17 protein-coding genes are annotated in these 18,688 nt (G+C 70.2%); 8 read left to right on the forward strand and 9 right to left on the reverse strand.

Features of this window, described 5'->3' with window-relative positions; genetic code table 11:
* Positions 1 to 89: 89 nt before the first annotated feature.
* The 4 genes from SYV04_RS04560 to SYV04_RS04575 are packed head-to-tail and all read left to right on the forward strand — an operon-like array spanning position 90 to position 4,751.
* Positions 90 to 1,364, forward strand: a complete 1,275-nt coding sequence (locus SYV04_RS04560; RefSeq protein ID WP_321544345.1) for a TolC family protein — start codon at positions 90 to 92, stop codon at positions 1,362 to 1,364.
* Positions 1,365 to 1,414: 50 nt separating this feature from the next.
* Entirely contained in the window at positions 1,415 to 2,107 is a 693-nt protein-coding gene (locus tag SYV04_RS04565; protein WP_321544475.1) for an ABC transporter ATP-binding protein, read from the forward strand.
* A 34-nt stretch (positions 2,108 to 2,141) separates the two neighbouring features.
* Positions 2,142 to 3,533 carry an efflux RND transporter periplasmic adaptor subunit gene (locus SYV04_RS04570; RefSeq protein WP_321544346.1) on the forward strand — a complete coding sequence of 464 codons (1,392 nt, stop codon included), beginning with the start codon at positions 2,142 to 2,144 and terminating at the stop codon, positions 3,531 to 3,533.
* A 6-nt stretch (positions 3,534 to 3,539) separates the two neighbouring features.
* Positions 3,540 to 4,751, forward strand: coding sequence for an ABC transporter permease (locus SYV04_RS04575; RefSeq protein ID WP_321544347.1), 1,212 nt, complete (start codon positions 3,540 to 3,542; stop codon positions 4,749 to 4,751).
* 3 nt (positions 4,752 to 4,754) lie between these two features.
* On the opposite strand, the gene SYV04_RS04580 is transcribed toward SYV04_RS04575, so the two are convergent.
* Positions 4,755 to 5,375 carry an SET domain-containing protein gene (locus tag SYV04_RS04580; RefSeq protein ID WP_321544348.1) on the reverse strand — a complete coding sequence of 207 codons (621 nt, stop codon included), beginning with the start codon at positions 5,373 to 5,375 and terminating at the stop codon, positions 4,755 to 4,757.
* Positions 5,376 to 5,477: 102 nt separating this feature from the next.
* Here SYV04_RS04580 and SYV04_RS04585 point away from each other — a divergent pair, with 102 nt between their 5' ends.
* A complete protein-coding gene (locus SYV04_RS04585; protein WP_321544349.1) occupies positions 5,478 to 5,849 on the forward strand; it encodes a DUF423 domain-containing protein in 372 nt (123 codons plus the stop codon).
* 6 nt (positions 5,850 to 5,855) lie between these two features.
* Here SYV04_RS04585 and SYV04_RS04590 read toward each other — a convergent pair whose 3' ends face one another.
* Genes SYV04_RS04590 through SYV04_RS04600 form a run of 3 tightly spaced genes read right to left on the reverse strand, consistent with a single transcriptional unit; the run spans position 5,856 to position 10,360 of the window.
* Positions 5,856 to 6,164, reverse strand: coding sequence for a hypothetical protein (locus SYV04_RS04590; RefSeq protein WP_321544350.1), 309 nt, complete (start codon positions 6,162 to 6,164; stop codon positions 5,856 to 5,858).
* A 9-nt stretch (positions 6,165 to 6,173) separates the two neighbouring features.
* Entirely contained in the window at positions 6,174 to 7,532 is a 1,359-nt protein-coding gene (locus SYV04_RS04595) for a DUF4032 domain-containing protein (RefSeq protein WP_321544351.1), read from the reverse strand.
* 41 nt (positions 7,533 to 7,573) lie between these two features.
* Entirely contained in the window at positions 7,574 to 10,360 is a 2,787-nt protein-coding gene (locus tag SYV04_RS04600) for a beta-propeller fold lactonase family protein (RefSeq protein WP_321544352.1), read from the reverse strand.
* Between the two features lie 87 nt (positions 10,361 to 10,447).
* Here SYV04_RS04600 and SYV04_RS04605 point away from each other — a divergent pair, with 87 nt between their 5' ends.
* Positions 10,448 to 11,131 (forward strand): hypothetical protein, encoded by a 684-nt coding sequence (locus tag SYV04_RS04605; RefSeq protein ID WP_321544353.1) that lies wholly within the window; start codon positions 10,448 to 10,450, stop codon positions 11,129 to 11,131.
* A 6-nt stretch (positions 11,132 to 11,137) separates the two neighbouring features.
* Here the strand turns inward: SYV04_RS04605 and SYV04_RS04610 are convergent, their stop codons facing one another.
* The gene (locus SYV04_RS04610) at positions 11,138 to 11,746 is read right to left on the reverse strand and encodes a DUF2378 family protein (protein ID WP_321544354.1); all 609 of its coding nucleotides are present in this window, start codon (positions 11,744 to 11,746) and stop codon (positions 11,138 to 11,140) included.
* Positions 11,747 to 11,846: 100 nt separating this feature from the next.
* On the opposite strand from SYV04_RS04610, the gene SYV04_RS04615 reads away from it, so the two are divergent.
* Positions 11,847 to 13,151 (forward strand): SGNH/GDSL hydrolase family protein, encoded by a 1,305-nt coding sequence (locus SYV04_RS04615; RefSeq protein WP_321544355.1) that lies wholly within the window; start codon positions 11,847 to 11,849, stop codon positions 13,149 to 13,151.
* Positions 13,152 to 13,170: 19 nt separating this feature from the next.
* Here SYV04_RS04615 and SYV04_RS04620 read toward each other — a convergent pair whose 3' ends face one another.
* Both SYV04_RS04620 and SYV04_RS04625 read right to left on the reverse strand, forming a co-directional pair.
* On the reverse strand, positions 13,171 to 14,286 hold the full coding sequence (locus SYV04_RS04620) for a hypothetical protein (protein WP_321544356.1): 1,116 nt from the start codon (positions 14,284 to 14,286) through the stop codon (positions 13,171 to 13,173).
* Between the two features lie 26 nt (positions 14,287 to 14,312).
* A complete protein-coding gene (locus SYV04_RS04625) occupies positions 14,313 to 15,254 on the reverse strand; it encodes a 1-phosphofructokinase family hexose kinase (RefSeq protein ID WP_321544357.1) in 942 nt (313 codons plus the stop codon).
* An 82-nt stretch (positions 15,255 to 15,336) separates the two neighbouring features.
* Between SYV04_RS04625 and SYV04_RS04630 the strand changes: the two genes are divergently transcribed.
* On the forward strand, positions 15,337 to 16,899 hold the full coding sequence (locus tag SYV04_RS04630) for a hypothetical protein (RefSeq protein WP_321544358.1): 1,563 nt from the start codon (positions 15,337 to 15,339) through the stop codon (positions 16,897 to 16,899).
* Positions 16,900 to 16,918: 19 nt separating this feature from the next.
* Here SYV04_RS04630 and SYV04_RS04635 read toward each other — a convergent pair whose 3' ends face one another.
* Positions 16,919 to 17,836, reverse strand: a complete 918-nt coding sequence (locus SYV04_RS04635; RefSeq protein WP_321544359.1) for an NAD(P)/FAD-dependent oxidoreductase — start codon at positions 17,834 to 17,836, stop codon at positions 16,919 to 16,921.
* Positions 17,837 to 17,925: 89 nt separating this feature from the next.
* Positions 17,926 to 18,675: an AraC family transcriptional regulator gene (locus tag SYV04_RS04640; RefSeq protein ID WP_321544360.1), complete on the reverse strand. Its 750-nt coding sequence runs from the start codon at positions 18,673 to 18,675 to the stop codon at positions 17,926 to 17,928.
* Positions 18,676 to 18,688 lie beyond the last annotated feature (13 nt).

Here is an 18,688-nt window from a genome sequence, read left to right on the forward strand (position 1 = left end):
TTGTGGTACCACCTCCAAAGAAGATGCCCACCTCATCCTGGACTCTGAGTCAACGAGGGTATCTGGCCTCCCTCTCCCTGGGGCTCCTGGTGCTGGCCCTCACGCCCGCCACCAGCGCCGCTCAGCAAGAGCAGGAGCCCGGCTGGGTCAGCATGTCGCTCGAGGAGGCTCGCACTCGAGCGCTCAAGTACAGCCCCCAGATCGCCCAGGCCTCCGGGGCCATCCGCACCGCCCAGGCGGCCGAGCGGACCGCCTTCGGCGCCTACCTGCCCAGCCTCTCCGTCTCCGCGGGGAGTTCCCTGGCCAGCAGCGAGCGCTTCAACCCGGACACCAACACCCCCGTCACCGGCTCCAGTGACTCCTACAACGCGGGGCTCTCGGCGAGCTGGGATGTCTTCACCGGCTTCCGCCGGCGCAACACGAAGAAGCAGGCCGAGGCCAACACCCATGCCGCGCAGGCCCAGCTCGTCGAGCAGCGCTTCAGCGTGGCGCTCTCCGTCGAGCGCTCCTTCTTCGATGGGTTGCGCGCCGAGGAACTGATGGTCGTGGCGCGCGCCCGCATCGAGCGAGCCCAGGAGGGCGTTGGAGCCGCCGAGCGCCGCCTGGCCGTGGGCTCGGCCACCCGCTCGGACGTGCTGCGCTCCCAGCTCGAACTCAACACGGCCCGCGAGTCCCTGCTCCAGCTCGAGAACCAGCGCTACACCGCGGGCCTCTCCCTGGGCCGGCTCGTCGGCGTGGAGGGCCCCGTGGACCCCGCGCCCTCGGGCCCCACCGAGCCCACCCCGCTCGAGGAGTCGGGCGCGGCGCTGGTGGCCTCCCTCGTGTCCGCGGCGCCCTCCGTCCGGGCGGCCGAGGCGATCGTGGTAGCCGCCGAGGCGAGCATCGGCGTGGCGCGCGCCCAGTACCTGCCCTCCGTCCGGCTCTCGGCGGGCTACGACTGGTTCAATGACGATCCGGTCCCCGCCGGAGGACGCACGAGCTGGTCCGTCCGGCTCGGCCTGTCCTACCCGATCTTCGACGGCTTCCAGCGGGACGCGAACGAGATCCGCGCCCGGACCCAGGCGGAGATCGCCCAGTCCCAGCTCGCCGACGTGCGGCGGTTGGCCCGAGCCGAAGCCGAGCGGGTGCTGAGCCTGCTCAAGCTGGCCGAGGAGCGTATCTCCCTGGCCCGGCAGGCGGTGCAGGTGGCGCAGGAGGACTTGCGTGTCCAGCAGGAGCGCTACCGCCTCGGTGCCACCACCATCCTGGAGCTGCTGACGTCCCAGTCCGCCCTGGTCGAGGCGGAGAACAACCTCGTGAGCCTGCGCTTCGACTACCAGCTGTCGCGCGCCGAGCTCGAAGCCATCGCCGGGAGGGAGCTGTGAGCGCTGCCCCACCGCCAGATGCTCCCCAGGGCGCCCCAGGCGGGCGAACGCTGGCAGACGTCGTCATCCGCGTCGAGGCGCTGAGCAAGAACTATCGGGTGGGCTCGGAGACCGTCCACGCGCTGCGCGGAGTCAATCTGGAGATCCGCCGCAACGAGTACGTGGCCGTCATGGGGCCCTCCGGCTCCGGCAAGTCCACCTTCATGAACCTCATTGGCTGCCTGGACATCCCCAGCGGCGGCCAATACTGGCTCAACGGGCAGCCGGTGGCGGGCATGGGCGAGGAGTCCCTGGCGCGGATCCGCAACCGGGAGATCGGCTTCGTCTTCCAGAGCTTCAACCTGCTGCCCCGCGCCAGCGCGCTGGACAACGTGGCGCTGCCGCTCATCTATGCGGGCGTCAAGCGGCGAGAGCGCCGCGAGCGGGCCGCGGTGTTCCTCGATCGCGTCGGCCTGGGCTCGCGCAAGGACCACCGGCCCAACGAGCTGTCGGGCGGCCAGCGCCAGCGCGTGGCCATCGCCCGCGCCCTGGTCACCCACCCTGCCCTGCTGTTGGCGGACGAGCCCACGGGCGCACTCGACAGCAAGACGGGCACGGAGATCATGGCGCTCTTCGAGGAGCTGTACACGCAAGGACAGACCCTGATGCTCGTCACCCACGAGGCCGACATCGCCGAGCACGCGCGGCGGATCCTCTACCTCAAGGACGGCGTGATCGAGCGAGATCAACGGAGGCCGGCGTGAGTGGGGCAACCTCGCACGGCGGGAGAATCGCAACATGAAGAAGGTCGCCCTCATCGTTGGAGCGCTCCTCGTCATCGGAGCCGCGGTGTACTTCGTGCGCGGCCGCGCCCAGAAGCAGACACCCCAGAACACACTGCCCGTGGCCGTGGCCGAGCGCAGGAACCTGGAAGTCATGGCCGAGGCCGCCGGGCTGCTGGAGCCCATCCGGGTGGTGGAGGTGAAGTCGAAGGCCTCCGGTGAGGTCCTGCGCGTCCTCGTGGAGACCGGCAGCCAGGTGGAGCAAGGCACGCTGCTGGCGGAGATCGACCCACGGGACGTGCAGAACGCCCTGACGCAGGCCCAGGCGGACCTGGAGTCCGCGCGCGTGCGCCTGAGCACCGTGGACGCCCAGAAAGGCCGAATGGAGGCACTGCGGGCTTCGGGGGTCGTCACCCAGCAGGAGTACGAGACGGCGATCGACTCGGCGGCCAGCGCCCGTGCGGCGCTGGTCCGCGCCGACACCAACCTGCAGCTGGCCCGGGAGCGCAGGCAGGATGTGACGATCCGCGCGCCGATCAACGGCACCGTCCTGGAGCGCGGCATCGAGCCCGGCATCATCATCGCCTCGGCGACCTCCAACGTGTCCGGCGGCAACACGCTGTTCAAGATGGCGGACCTGTCGGTGATGCAGGTTCGCGCGAAGATCGATGAGACCGACATCGGGAAGATCCAGCCCGGAATGGAAGCCCGGGTGTCGCTGGAGGCCTACCCGGGTCGCACCTTCATGGGTGAAGTCGTGAAGGTGGAGCCGCAGGCGGTCGTCGAGCAGAACGTGACGCTCTTCCCGGTGCTCATCCGCATGCAGAACCCGGAGGGGCTGCTCAAGCCGGGCATGAACGCGGAGGTCGCCATCGAGATCTCCAGCCGCCGGGATGTCGTCACCATCCCCAACACGGCGGTGCTGGGGCTGCGGGACGCTCCAGCCGTCGCCTCCATCGTGGGGCTGGACGAGGCGACCGTGCGCGCGACCCTGCGCCCCAGCGGCGCGAACCCGGCGAACGACGCCGACGCGGGCACCCCTCCTCCCGGAGACCTCGACGGAGGAACCGCCCAGGCGCGCGCCCCCCGCGAGCGGCGCTCGGGAGGAGACTCGAGCCGGCGCCCTGGGGCCGTCTTCGTGCAGGGTCAGACCGGCACCGAGGTGCGCCGGGTCACCCTGGGCATGAGTGACTGGGAGTACACCGAGGTCACCAGCGGCCTGGAGGCCGGAGAGCAGGTGCTCCTCGTCGCCGTGGCGCAGCTCCAGCAGCAGCAGCAGCAGAGCCTGGACCGGATGCGGCAGCGGACCGGCGGCATCATCCCCGGCGCGGGAGGTGGCGCTCGCGGCGGTGGCGGCGGCGGGGGTGGTGGCGGCGGCGCGGGCAGCAGTGGCGGCGGGCGGAGGTAAGCGGCCATGCTGATCGGCGAGATCATCCTGGTCGCCTTCGACGCGGTCGTCGCGAACAAGCTGCGCTCGCTGCTCACCATGCTGGGCATCGTCATCGGCATCGCGGCCGTCATCACCATGGTGGCCCTGGGCGAGGGCGCCCAGCGCTCGGTGGAGGCCCGGCTGAGCACCCTGGGCGCCAATGTGCTCACCGTGCGCCCCGGCCAGTCGTTCGCCGGCGGCCTGGGTCGAGGCCAGGCGATGCTCTCCGTCGAGGACGCGGAGGCGCTCCGGCAGGCGCCCCAGTACATCCGGGCCGTCTCCCCCGAGATGGAGACCCGGGTCCAGATCGAGCACGGCACGAGCAACGCCAACCTCTCCGTCGTGGGGGCCTGGCCCAGCTACTTCACCGTGAACAACAACCAGATCGCCAACGGGCGGCTCTTCACGGAGGCGGAGGACCGGGGCCGGCGCCGCGTCGCGGTGCTGGGCGCCCTGGTGGGAGCCCAGCTCGGTGGAGTCACGAGCGAGAGCCTCGTGGGGCAGACGCTGCGGATCGGCGGCGTGCCCTTCGAGGTCATCGGCGTGCTGGCGGAGAAGGGCTCCCAGGGCTTCTCCAACCCGGACGAGAGCCTCTACATCCCCCTGTCGACGGCGCAGTTCCGCGTCATGGGCAGCGACCGCGTGCGCTCCATCGCCGTGCAGGCCACGGGCGAGGCGGACATGGGCAACGCCATGGTCGAGATCGACCAGATCCTCCGGCGCGAGCACCGGCTGCGCTCCGGCGAAGCGGCGGACTTCAACATCCGCGATCAGGCCTCGCTGCTGAGCACCGTCCAGGAGACGACGCAGACCTTCACCCTGCTGCTGGCCGGCATCGCCGCCATCTCGCTGCTGGTCGGAGGCATCGGCATCATGAACATCATGCTGGTGTCGGTGACGGAGCGCACCCGCGAGATCGGCCTGCGCAAGGCGCTGGGAGCCCGGCCCAACGACATCCTCTTCCAGTTCCTCATCGAGTCGCTGGTGCTGTGCATGGCCGGCGGCGGGCTGGGGCTCCTGCTGGGGCTGGGCGGCTCGTACGCGCTCCAGCGACTGGCGGGCTGGCAGACCGCCGTGTCGCCGGAGGCCGTCATGCTGGCCTTCGCCTTCTCCGCGTGCGTGGGCGTCTTCTTCGGGCTCTGGCCCGCCAGGCGCGCCGCCAGCCTCGCGCCCATCGAGTCGCTCCGCTACGAGTAGCCGCTACGCCCGCTTGCGGCTCTTGGCGGCCGTGCCCCCGCGCTTCGTCTTCTGGCGCGGGGCGTCCTTGGTGCGCGAGGCCTTCTTCGGAGCCTTCTTCTTCGAGGTGGCCTTCTTCACCGTCCGGGCGCGCTTGGGCGGCTTGGGCGGCGCGAGGATGGTGCCCCGGCACGTCTTCGCCCCGCAGCGGCACACGTAGAGCTTCTCCGACTCCTCATCCATGCCCTCGGCGCGCTCGTAGGCGTAGTCATAGGAGAGCTCCTCGCCGGCCTCGATGGTGCGCAGCGAGTAGATGTAGATGCGCTTGCCCTCGATGAACGCCTGGCAGTTGGGATCGCAGCTGTGGTTGATGAAGCGCGCCTCGTTGCCGTTGACGGCGGCATCCACCACGGTGTTCTCGTCCAGGGTGAAGAGGAAGGTGTGGTGGCGCTTCATGGACTCGTCGTCGTAGCGCTTGTCGGCCTCGTCCTGGGTGATGCGCTCACCGGTGTATTCGATGATGCGCGTGCCCTTGCGGATGCGGCGCGTGGCGAAGGCGCCCGTGCCCTGGATGGTGGAGCGGCGCAGTTCGAACGGCGGAGGGAGCGAGGAGGAAGCAGGTTTCTTCGAGGTGGATTCGGTCATCGAGCGAATTGAGAACTACGGGGAAGACACCTGGAGCAAGACGCTCCATGAAAGGCGGTGTAGCGTGCCGCAACTTGGACCCTCGATGAAAGGCGCTCGACGATGAGGTTGTGGATTGTGCTGGGCGCGGCCAGCGCGTTCCTCTCGGTGGCCGCGGGAGCTTTTGGCGCCCATGCGCTCAAGGCCCGGCTCTCGGCGGACCTCCTGACGATCTTCGAGACCGGGGCGCGCTATCACATGTACCACTCGCTCGGGCTCATCGCCGTGGGCCTCGTGGCCCAGGCGCGGCCCTCCCCCCTGCTCTCCGGGGCCGGCTGGGCGATGCTGGCCGGCATCGTCCTGTTCTCCGGCAGCCTGTACGCGCTGGCGCTTACGGGCGTACGCGTGCTGGGCGCCATCACCCCATTGGGCGGGCTTGGCTTCCTCGTGGGCTGGGCGCTGCTGGCCATGGGGGCCTGGCGCCAGGGGAGCTGAACTCCCTCAGCGCACCGGCGGGGGGATCCGGTACATCAGATCCACCTCCGAGTGGTTCCACAGGCCCATCGCCTCGCGCTGGACGATGAGGCACCAGCGCTCGTGCTCGGCGCTGGCGCGCGTCTGCTGGTACTCGGTCAGCTTCTTCGCGCGCACGGGGCCGCTGAGCGCGGGCAGTTCGCGCTCCAGCCGGGCCAACTCGACAATCAGCTTCTCCAGCTTGTCGCCCGTACGCCGCAGGGCCGAGGCCTTCTCCTGCCGGATCTGGACCTCGATCGCCAGCGGCTGATCGACGGAATAGCGAGGGGAGGACATGGCCTGAAATTAACGAGGGTCCGAAGGGCTGTCGACGCCACCGGCCGGAGCCGAGGGCGCCGACTCTCGTGTCCCATCGCCTTCACTTATCGCCGAAGGCGGCCGAGGGAGCGAGGGAGAGACCGCTCCCCCCAGGAGGAGCGAGGCCACGGAGGGGTCCTTCTGGCGCTTGCGTAGTTCCATGTAGTCCTCGATGGCGCGCTGAAGGCCCACATCCTTCTTCTCGCGCTCGGAGAGGAACCATTTGTGCTCCAACACCTGGCAGTACACCTCGGACACCTCGGTGGTGCCCACCACGGGCTGGAGCGTCTGGATGGTGGGATGGAAGCGCTCCTCCAGCCAGCGGAAGGCGGCGGTGCTCAACGGGGTGCTGCGGTTGAGCTCGCGCGCGAGTGTGGCCTTGAGCTCCTGAATCTCGTTGAGCAGCAGCGTGGCCTGCTTCTCCTCGGCGACGATGCCGGTGAGGTTGTGGAGCTGGTGGCGGTGGTAGTTACGGTCCGTGACGATGGTGCGCATGCGCAGGGTGTCACTCGGACCGCTGGTCACCAGGTCCACCTCGTCCACCGAGAAGCCCAGGTCATTCAGCGCGCGGATCCGCTCATGGATGCGGTAGCTCTCGTTGGCCGCCACGGGGATCTCCTTGTTGATCTCCTCCCAGAGCCGCTCGTAGCGCTTGCGGATGTTGGGCCCCGTCTCGAACACGTCCAGGACGGCGGGCAGTTGCACCACGCTCGCCAGGTCCGCCAGCCCGCCCGCGACGTTCTCCTCCATGATGTCCAGGTCATGCAGGCGCTTGCCGTCCGAGAGCCGGTCGTGCAGCTCGGAGGTCTCCGCGTCCACCACGTAGGCCTGCAGCTCACCCGCATCCCGTCGGAACAGCGTGTTGGAGAGCGAGCAGTCGCCCCAGTAGAAACCCCCCAGGTGCATGCGCACCAGGAGGCTGGCCATCGCGTCCAACAGCCGCTCGCGGTAGCGCTCCAGGCCCTGGTTCATGAACAGCGTGCGGTAGGGCAACGAGCCATCGAGGAAGCGGGTGATGAGCACACACCCCTCCTCCCCGCCCTCCTCCTCCGAGGAGGTCCGCACCTTCACCAGCCCCACCGCCACCACCGCGGGGAGCTCGCGCTCCTCCAGCCCCCGGAGCACCGCATATTCGCGCTGCCCCACACGCGTTGGCAGTTCCTTGAGGGCGTAGATGGCCTTGCCGTAGCTGACGAAGCGCACCTCATGTCGCGACAGGCCCCGAGGCACCTCGACGAGCCGGGGGCTCTTGCCGTCCCACTCCTCGAGCGGCAGGTGCCAGGGCATGTCCAGGAAGTCCGGGTGCCCCTGGCGGATCTGGATCGACGTGAGGCCGGTGGGTGGCATGGCGGCTCCCATCATATATGGAGGGCCATGCCCTCCTCGCTTCACCGGGGGGTGATGACGAAAGGCACGCCCGGCAGGTCGATTCCAGGCCCGGCGACGCGCAGCGTCCCTTCCACCCGCAGGATGTCCTGGGTGCTCGGGTCCACCTGCGTGACGGTGCCCGTTACCTGCATGGCGTCCGCCACACTCGTGGGCCCAGCGGGCATGGCGAAGGGCTCCATGCGCAGCACGTCCCCGTCCACGCGCACCCACACCTCCTGGCGCTGCTGGGTGCCGAAGAGCTGCGGAAGGATGCGCAGGGTGAGCCCTCCCGGCCGGGGCGTGTCGCTCGCCTCGAGCAGCATGTCCATGGACATGGGCCCGTTCCGCCCCGGGACCTGCACCGTCATCATCATCGTCCTCGGCCACCTGCCCGCGGCGGGCTTCGCCACGGTGAACGCGGTAGAGCGCTCGCCCCAGAGTTCCCCTCCCGACTGGAACGGCAGGCCCGGCAGCGCCCGGAAGGTGTAGCGCGCCCCGGGAGCGAGGGGCGCGGCGGGGATGAATTCGATGCGACCGCCCTGCACCTCCACGCGGCCCGGGACGCGCTGCCCCTGCGCGTCCTCCAGCACCACATACTCGGAGGCCACTTGGAGGATGGTCCTGTCGGGGATGCTGTCATCCACAGGATCCGCGAAGGCCACGAAGGGACGCACGTCCGGGTACACGCCCTCGTTGCTGTCGATGTCCGGCCAGATGCCCAGCGGGGCGGCTCCCTTGGGCGTCAGCTCCCGCAGGAACTGGAGCAGGTCGGCCCGCTCCTCGGCGGAGAGGGCCACCTCGACGAAGTCGAGCGCCACATCCACCGCGGCATCCAGCGAGCGAGCCTTGCCGCCCACGAAGTAGATGCCGTGGCGGTAGACGCCGAAGAGCGAGGGAACATCGGCTGGCTCGCCGGACTTGCCCCTCGGGAGATAGGCCCGGGAGGTGTACAGCGGCGACGCGTGGCAGTTGGCGCAGGTGGCCTTGCCCTCGAAGATCGCCTTCCCGCGCAGCCCGGCCTCGGTGTAGCTGCCATCGAGCCGGGTGTAGCCCGTGGCCCGTGGCGCGCCGAGCAGCGAGCCAAGGAAGCTCGCCAGCCCCTGCGCCTCCTGGGGCGTGGCCGGGCGCGACACGATGGAGGCGGGGCCCTGGTAGCCGAAGTTGTCCGCGCTGGAGACGTAGGCGCCCCACTCGAGCGGCGTGGTGGCCGACAGCAACTGCAGCGGCCGGGCGTTGTGCCAGATGGAGGGCCCGAAGCGCCAGATCAGCCCATTGTTCTGCGTCTCGATGTGACAACTGGAGCAGGCGTGGTTCTGCGCGAAGTTGCTTCCGGGACGGGTGAAGACGCGCTCGCCGAGCGCCACATCCGCCGGGCGCGGATCCTCGGTGAGCTTCACCGTGGCGCGCACCTGCCCGTCGGCTCCCACCACCCAGGCCTCGAAGCTCTGGAAGCAGTGAACGGCCACCGTGCCCTGCGCGTCGAGCGCGACGAGCTGCCGCGCGCCCTGGCCCACGGTAACGCGGGCCTTCTCGGTGAGTTGGGCCCTGTCGAGCGCGACCACCTGATCCGAGGACTCGGAGGAGACCCAGACGGTGTCGCCTACCACGAGCACGCCAGCAGGGTTGACCAGCGGCCCCGCCGAGCCCGTCCTGCGCCACAGGTCCGCACGCCGCAGCACCTGGCCATACCCGGGCCGCGCCGGGTCGGCGCCCACCACCACCACCTCATGGACGAAGGGCCTCGCGTTGGGCTCCGCCTGCGACGGCTCGGGATCGCCGTCGGTGGCGGCGATGAACAGCTCGGCGCCGTCCTCGGAGAGCGCCAGGGCACGCAGGTCCGTCGAGACGCCCTCGACGATGGCGTCCAGGCGCAGCGTCTCGGTATCGATGACGCGAATGTCCTGATCGTCCGCCGGCGTGTACGTGCCGCGAGTGTCCTTGACGCGGTTGCCCGAGCGGTACGAGGCCACGAAGAGGCGCTTGCCGTCCGGAGAGATCGCCAGGGCGCGCGGGTCGAAGCCGGCGTTCACGTGAGCCACCACCTCGCGCCGCTCCAGGTCCACCACGGCCACCTGCCGCATGGTGGCCAGCGAGACATAGAGGCGCTTGCCGTCCGGAGAGATCGCCAGCCCCGAGGGCTCATCTCCCACCCACAGCGCGTCCTCCAGCACGCCCCGCTCACGGCTGATGAAGCCCACGGTATCGCTGCCCCGGTGAGCGACAAGGACGTAGGGCAGCGGGTCGCGCCACGCCAGGGCCGCCGGCCACGAGCCAACAGTCACTTCGCCCTGCTTGCGCCAGGTGCCATCCACCTGCACCAGACGCGACACCGTGTACGAGGCACCGTTGGCCGTCCACAGCTCGTCGCCCACGCGCGCGGCGCCGTAGAGGGGCGTCAGGTAGTGATTGCGGAAGCGCTCGGCCGGAGCGCGCTCCACCACCCGCAGGTTGAGCACCGACGAGGACAGATCCCCCAGCCGGAAGGTGTAATCGCCCGGCACGTCTGGGGTGAAGCGGGGCTGGGGACCACCCTGCGAGTACACGGAGTTGTCGCTCCCCTCGGGGGACGAAGCGACCCGCCATTCGAGCTTGTCGGAGCACTGCTCATTGCGCAGGGTCGCCGGCAGATAGAACGTCTCTCCCAAGGTGTGGGCGCGGGCGTTCTGGAGCGGCAGGGGCGCCTCCGCGCACTGAGGCTCCGGAGGGAGTGTGTCCCCGCAAGCTCCCAACAAGAGGAACACGGCGGAACCCAGCAGGTACGCGGCTCGAGCATTCATCATCGCCGGTCCATAAAGGGGAGCTCGCACGGGGGCAACTCTCCTTCACACCAGCTGTGGGATGCTCGCCATGTCGTCCTGTGTATCGCCACGATTCGGGCAAGGAGGAAGCACCCCATGGATCCCCTGGAGAAAGCGCTGAAGGGCCTGGAGGCCCAAACCCTCGAGGAGCTGCTTTCGAGGCTCGCCGAGCTTCAGGCCCTTCGAGCCAAAGGCACGCCGGTGACCGCTCCTCGGGTGACGCTCCACCTGCGCAGCGGTCGCGAGCTTCAGGGCTTCCTGCTGGAGCTGCGAAACGGAGGCAAGAGCGTGGTGCTGCACGCGCTGAGCGCGGATGCACGGCGCTCCGAGCCGGATGCCATCTTCATCCGGACTGACTCCATCGAGGCCCTCACCGTGCATGAGCTGCCCTCGCTCTACCAGCTGCCGCGCGACACGCCTCCGCCTCCCTCTCGGCTGGTGATGAAGCGCAAGCTGGCCGAGCGCCAGACCTCGCTGGCCTCGGCGCTGGGCGCCCCCGTGGAGGTAGAAGTGGATTGGGATCGGCTGCCTCCCGAGCCCGAGGCCCTGGCGGCCATCGAAGCGCTCAGCTCGCGGGCCTTGGGCGTGCTGGAGGATCTGACCCGGGAGCTGATGGCGCTGGAGGCGCTGCGCGCCAACGTGCGCAAGGTGCGCCTCCTCGTGGGCCTGAGCGCGCAAGTGACGCGCCAGGACCATTCGCTGCTGCTGGTGACGACGGTGTCCCCCATCGGCTGGATGTCCCGGGAGGACCTGCATCACGCCATCGAGAAGGTGCTCTGAGGCGCCTCAGCGCCCCGCGGCCTTGTCCCAGCTCAGCTCGTACACCGAGTCGAGCGCGCTGGTGGCCTGGCCGCGCACCCGCACGTTGCGCCCGCCCAGCGTCTCCAGCACCTGGCTCAATATCCCCTCGTGGTAGGCGGGCGGCATGAAGTCGCGTTTGAAGATGACACGACCCTGGGTCTCTCCCGTCCACACCACCTGCCGCTCCCCGTAGCTCACCGCCGCCCGGTAGCTGATAGGCACCTGGTTGACGAAGCGCTTGATGTCATTGCCCGCCAGCTTCAGCGCCGTCTTCCCCGCCACGCTGTTCAGGAAGCTGCGTGTGGAGTGGGTCCCCATCCACCGCAGCACGGCCTCATCCCCCCCCAGCCGAGCCCCCACCAGCGGCAGCGCGGCGATCCCCAGCCGGATGAAGCCCGAAACCGGGTAGCTGAAGAAGTCGGTGAACTTCCGCTCCCCCGCGGCCCGGCGGCAGATGAACTCGACGTCATGACCTGCCAGGTCCTTCAGACCGTCCAGAACGACGTTGAAGAAAAGGCCCCGACACGTGTCCTCTGGCCCTGCGAGGGCGAGGCGTTGATCGAGCTGTCTCTGTGCGTCGCGGAGGGTGTCCATTGCAGCCGTACCTCTTGCTCCCACGGATGAGACCTATAGGGTAGGCACGTCTGGGCAGGGGATGGCAAATCCTGGCAGGATACGCCGCGCCGCCACCGCGATGAACCCCCTGACCCATTCTCGCCTCTGCGTCCATCTGCTGCTGATACTCGGGGTATGGGGCCTGACCTGGGCCCCCCCGGCAACGGCGGCCACGCCTCCCCGTCCCCTCCGCGTCCTCTTTATTGGCAACAGCTACACGTACAACAACAACCTCCCGGCCCAGTTGGAGGGCCTGGCCCGCTCGGCCCAGCCCCCCGTCCCCATCGAGACGCGCACCGTGGCCCGCCCCGGTGTCCGGTTGCAGCAGCATTGGGACCGGGGCGAGGCGCTCGCGGCGCTGCGCCAGGGCCGGTGGGACTACGTGGTGCTCCAGGAGCAGAGCACGCTGGGCCTCTTGCTCATCGAAGGCCGCCACGAGGTGAATGATCCCGAGCTGGCCTTCCACCCCTACGCGCGGCGCTTCGCCGAGGAGGCCCGCAGGGTGGGGGCCCAACCGCTCTTCCTGCTCACCTGGGCCCGGCGGGACACCCCCGAGTCCCAGGCGCGGCTGACGCAGGCCTATATGGCCGTGGCCCGGGAGCTGGGAGCCCCCATCATCCCCGCGGGGCTGGCCTGGGCGCGCGCGCGCCAGGAGTCCCCACAGCTCGCCCTGTACCACCAGGACGGCAGCCACCCCTCACCCGCGGGCACCTACCTCACCGCCTCCGCGCTCTTCGCGACGCTCACGGGGCGCTCCCCGGTGGGCCTGGCCTCCACCCTCACCGGACATCCGATGCCCGAAGGCGTGCTCAACCCCGCAAGGACGGTGAAGCTGGCCACGCTGTCTCCCGAGGAGGCTGAGCCCCTCCAACGCGTGGCCTGGACCACCTACGAGGAGCTGCGCCAGAGCGGTGGCTATGTGGAGGTCGAGCCTCCCGCCCCAGCGCTGCCGACCCTGCCCGAGGGCCAGCCCCTGGGGACGGTGCTGCTGCAGGGGACATGGCAGGGACAGTTGCGCTTCTACTCCCAGGAGGCGGGCCAATCTCCCGCCACGCTCCACCTCGCGCTGAAGCAGGAGGCCGAACACCTGGGCGGCACCGTGCGCATCGTCTTCCCCAACGGCAAGGAGGAGGGCCCCTTCCCGCTCGAGGCGCTCGCGGTGGAGCCTTCCCGGCTGCGCTTCGCCACCCCGCTCCTGGGCAATGGGCGCGGCACGGTGGAGCACGAAGCGGTGCTCACCTCCGAGGGACTGGTGGGCCTGGCCCGCTACGAGAACCCGCGCAACCACGATCGCTACGTGGGCACCTGGAAGCTGCAACGCGAGGGGCTCCCCGCGAGCCCTTCCGAGTTCTCCGACTACGAGGCCTCGCTGCCCTGCCCCTGAAGCCCGAGCGGCTGGCGCCTCACCACACCACGCGCGAGCCCACGCCCAGCGACAGGTAGCGTGGGTCTTCCCCCAGCCGTTGCAGGTTGTCGTGGTAGCGCCCGTCGACGACCAGGGGCGGCCAGTCCTCCACGAGGCGCACCGCCACCTCGGCGCCCACGGAGTACGCCACATGGCTGAAATCGCCCTCGTACCAGGCCAGGCCCAGCAGCGCGGCGGGGCGGACACGACCGAACTCCGCGCCCACGCGCAGCAAGCCTCCCAGCTGGAACAGCGGCTGATCCCGGACGAAGGTCGGAACTCCCGGCCCGACGAAGCGCGTGGTGCCGACGTGGCTGTACACGGCCGCCTCCGGACCGAACGCGACATAGGGGCCGAACCGCGCCAGCAGGTGGAGCCGAACCCCCATGCCCGCATCCGTCGCGGCCCCGTCCCTGTCGATCCTCCGCCCGTAGCCCACCTGCAGGCCCGCTTCCCCCAGGGGCCCGGGGTGCAAGAGCCACCCCAGCGCCGAGTCCTGCTCCGTCTCGTCCTCCACCAGGCGCGGAGAGCGTCCCCCCTGCGCCTCCCTCTCGTAGACGGTGGACCATCGCGGCACCGCGAGCCCCACCAGTGCCCCGGCCGCCGCCCCGAACGCCGTCCCGACCGCCCCTCCCACCAGTCCACAGACCGCGGCCACCGAGCCCAGATCCTCCGAGGCGACACAGGCCACCGAGGCCAGCAGCGCGAGCGCCACGCCGCCCGTGCCCGCTCCCACCAGCGCGCTCGGGAGGACGGCGCGCTTCCGCACGGACAGCCGCTGCACATCCTCCAGGAGGATGTTCGCCACCCGCTGAGGCTCCGACTGGAGCGAGAGCGCGCCGGGCTCCAGCACCGCGAGCGGCCCGGAGAAGCGCTCGGTCCGGGTCTCGATTCGCACGTCCGCCCCGGGCACGAGAGCGATCGGAACATCCGTCAGGGCAACGGGCGCCGCGGTCGGCGATGTCGGCTCTGGCTCCGGCTCCGGCTCATCGGGAGCCCGAATCAACGGTGGCGCCGGTGAAGTCTGGGGCACGGCCGGAGCGGGTGGAGCCGACTCCTGCGCGCGAGCCCCCGAGGCCACCACCAGGGCGAGCACGATGAGGAAGGAGCGCATGGGGAGTTCTCCGGAACGAGGGGGCCTCAAGCCAGGCGCGTGGGCTGCACCTGCGTCAGGAGGTGCTCGACGTCCTGGCGGCTGCACAGGTCCGTGCCCTGGGACATGAGCGCCGCGGTGCCGGAGGCGATGCCCCACCGGAAGGCCTCGTGCGGCGGCAGGCCCCGCGCCAGTCCGAACGTCATGCCTCCCACGAAGCTGTCACCCGCGCCCACCGAGCTCGCCGTCTTCACCGGCGGCGGCACCGCCCGGTATTGCCCCTCGCGCGTCGTCAGCATGGCGCCGTCGGCTCCCATGGACACCACCAGGATCTCGGCGCGCCCCTTCTCCAGGAAGCTCCGGGCGGCCGCGGCCATGCCGGCCGGCTCGTCCACCTGGGGGCCCATCATGTCCCGGAATTCCTTGCGGTTGGGCTTGGCGAAGAACACGCCCTCCTCCAGGGCCGCGCGCAGCGGCTCGCCAGAGGTGTCCAGCACCAGCTTCGCGTTCTGCTCGCGCGCGATGTGCGCCACCCGGGCATAGAAATCGACGGGCACGCCCGGCGCCAGACTGCCGCTGGCGACGATGAACTCGACGTCCGCCGCCACGGTGGACAGTGAGTCCAGCACCGTCTTCCACTCGGCCTCGGTGAGCGTGGGCCCCGGCATGACGAAGCGGAACTCCCGGCCGCTCTTCCTCTCCGTCACCGTGAAGTTCTCGCGCGTGTGGCCCGAGATGGAGATGGGCCAGCGCCGCAGCCGCTTCTCCTCCAGCAGCCGCTCGAGCAGCTCTCCCGTGGAGCCCCCTCGGGGGTAGAGCGCCAGGGACTCCCCACCCAGCTCGCGAATGACGCGCGCCACGTTGAGCCCACCCCCTCCGGGATCGCGGCGCTCCGCATCACACCGGAGCTTGTGCTCGGGAGTCACCTCGGCCACGGCGGTGGCCAGATCGATCGTCGGGTTGATGGTCAACGTCACGATGGGCTTCATGGCGGCGTGCTCCTCCCTGAGAACTCAGGGTGTACCCGGATGTGACCCGCCGTTCCACCTCCGGGTGAGTGGGGCTCGGCGAATGGGAGGCCAGCCGGTGGGCTACGCTCGGCCCGTCATGTCCATGTCCTTCCTCCGCCCCTGGTCCGCTCCGGGCCGTCTCGTCGCCCTGCTCGTTCCCCTGTGCCTGCTGTCCCTCGCCTGTCCCGAGGATGACCCGCCCCCGTCTCCGCCCGTGGAGGACCCCAACGCGGTCACCGGCCATCGCACCCTCCACCGCCGCCTGGAGTCGGGGGACGTGCGCACCACGGATGCCACGGGCGTGCTGAGCACGCTGACGGTGCTCGTACCGACGGGCGACACCTTCGAGACGCGGCAGGTCATCTCCATGGACGCCGACACCTTCAAGTTCGAAAACGTGCCCCAGGGCACCTACTACCTGCGGCGCGGCACGGGCTCTTACGTCATCACCGAGCAGCGGGAGCTGGACCTCGATGAGTCCGTGCTGGGCCGCGAGGGCGTCGTCACGGTGGCGGCGGACATCCCCGTCACCCTGAGCGTGGACGGACTGGCGCCCATGGACGCCGGCCAGGATCTCGAGGTGGTGGCGCCGAACGCGGGCGCGGCCGGCACCCTGGATCTGGGCAGCGCGGCCTCCGCGGGAGCCACGGCCATTACCGGCCAGCGCGTGGAGTACCGCTCGGCCTTCGGGCGCCAGGAGGTCATCGACGGCACGCAGGGAGACCGCCTCTACCTCCTCCAGCACCTGCGGCGCACCGAGGGTGCCTTCAACTACCAGAGCGTCGTCCGGGCCCTGATTCTCAATGAGGTGACGTTCCGCGCGGATGGCCAGGCCGCGACGGTGAGTGGCACGTTCAGCGCGGTCGCTCCACAGCCGATCACGCTCGATTGGCGACGCTCGAGCTTCGAGGCGCACCGAGCAGCGGCCCATCCCCTGGCGGTCCCCCTGACCGCGTCCTCGGTGCGCCAGAGCCTCATCCTCGCGCCAGCGGTGGGAGGCACCGCGGAGGGCGCGGTGGGCTACGCGGGCGAGCTGCTGTCCGGCAACATCACCGCAGGCAATGAGGACGTCTCCATTCCCATGGAGTACGGCAACCCCTACCCGGCCACGTGGGGCGTGGTGGCGAGCGTCGTCCACCGCTACCAGGTGCCGCTGCGGCTGCCGGGGACAACGGGCACGGTGGGCGTGTCGCTGAAGGACCAGGCGGAGCTGGGTACCTTCCTCTCGCGACCGGTGCAGGCGCGCCTCTCGCCTCCCAACAGCCTCCAGGTGAATGGCCGCAACGCACAGGAGGAGCAGGATCTGGCCTCGCTGACGCCGCTCTTCACCTGGGAGCCGCCCATGCTAGGCACCGCGGACGCGTACGAGCTGCGCATCTTCCGGCTGTACACCGAGCCCACCGCGCCCACCGTCACGTTCGCGGAGACCGTGGCCACCTTCCTCACGGCGCAGCGACGGGTGCGGGTGCCTCCGGGAGTGCTCCGGACAGGCGAGTCCTACGTGGTGCGCATCGGCGCCATGCACACGCCGGGCGTGGACCTGACGCGGACGCCGTACCGCCTCAACACGCTGGTGGATTACGCCCTGGCCGAGTCCGTCACCAGCGTGCTGCACGCTCCGTAGCCGAGGGCTGGGGTAACCCTCAGAGGCCGCTGTTGAGGCGGGAGGCGATCACCTTGGCCGCCGTCGCTCCCGCCCCCGTGGCGCTGCTGACAGTGGGCGCGCGCGGGTTGGACACATCCCCGACGGCGAAGACGTTCTCCACGTCCGTCTCCTGCTCGAGGTTGACGGCGATGTAGCCGTGCGAGTCCGTCCGGAGCTGGCCCGCGAACAGCTCGCTGTTCGGCTCGAAGCCAATGCGGACGAGGACATTCCGCACGGCCAGGCGGAGCAGCTCTCGGGCTTCTCCGTGCCGGACTTCGACCGCCTCGACGTGCTGGCTCCCGATGACGCGCTCGAGCACGGCCTTGGTGAAGACCTGGATCCGGGGCTCGGCCGCGAGGCGCTCCAGGAACTCCCGGCGTGCCGTCAGTCGAGGGCCCCGATGGATGAGGGTGACCGCGGGACAGACCTCGGCGAACAGGAGGGCATTCTCCACCGCCGCATCGCCTCCTCCGACGACGCAGACCGACTCCCCCGCAACCGAGAAGCGCTCCGTCCTACCGGACCCCAGCACGCCGTGCCCCATGAGCTCCGCTTCACCGGGAATCCCCAGACGGCGGCGGCGCAGGCCCGTGGCGAGGATGAGACTGCGCGCCTCCAAGACCTCGCCACTCGCGAGCCGCACTTGTTTGGTCTTCAGGTCCACTCGCTCGACTTCAACCCCCGTCCGAGGGGAGAGGTTCTTGCGCGCGAGCTGGGCGGTGAACTTCTCCCGCAGCTCGCTCCCATTGGCGGCCTCCAGCCCGAGGTAGTTGCCGATGGGGTTGTGGACCCACGGAAGCTGTCCACCCGGCTCCTGTCCGCGCTCCAGCAGGAGCGCGTCGAGCCCCAGGTCATCGCACCACAGCGCGGCGGACAATCCCGCCGGACCGGCTCCGAGGATGATGACGTCGCGCATAGGGTCCGCAGGCGTGGGGTGGCCAGAGCGCCACCGTCAGAACTCCAGGGCGGGCACAGTAGCGCCGCTCCCCCGCGCGGTCACGAGGTCTACGCCGGGAGGAGCTTGCCGCGCAGCGTTGTCGGGGAATAGCCGAGCATGCGGCGACAGGTTCTCGAGAAGTGAGCCAGGTCAGCGAACCCCGCGAGGTGAGCGGCGCTCGTCGCATCCAGGCGCGAGAAGGCCGCCAGCGCGACGAGGAGCCTGCGCCAGAGCAGGAAGGTGCGAATGGGCAGGCCCACGTCCCGGACGAACAGCGCCTGCAGGTGTGCCTGGGAGATGCCACTGTGCGCGAGGACGAGACGCCGGTCGACGCTCGGATCGCGCAAGGCCTCGAGGACGCGCGCGACGCGCCGGTCCAGCTCGCGGTGGGAGGAGTCCTTGCCGAGCCAGCCCTCGGCCTCGCGCGAGAGCCCATCGAGAACCTCGGGATGGGACAGGGAGGCGCGGTGCGAGGCCATCGCCGCGCCGAGCCGCGCCGCGAGGCGACCTTCGAGCGGGAAGGCTCCGCCCGGTGCGCGCGAGTAGTCCGCGAGTCGCGGCGCCGCCTGCGGGTCATAGAGGAACCCGAGGCTGGGCCCAGGACAGGAGGCGGAGTGCCACAGCTGGGGAGGCACCACGAGCACACGCCCTCGCACGGGCGCACGGCCCGGCTCCACCACGGTCACGTCGCTGTCCAGCCCGACGAGGAGCCCGACGCCGTGCTGGGCGTGCGGCGTCGAGACCATCGAGGTCGCGGCGCGCACCGCGTACGCCTCCTTGAGCACGGCCCCAATCCGAGATTCGTTCAAGCGCTCCATTCGCCATCACCGT

This window comes from Hyalangium ruber (genome assembly GCF_034259325.1).
GTDB classification, from domain to species: Bacteria; Myxococcota; Myxococcia; order Myxococcales; family Myxococcaceae; genus Hyalangium_A; species Hyalangium_A rubrum.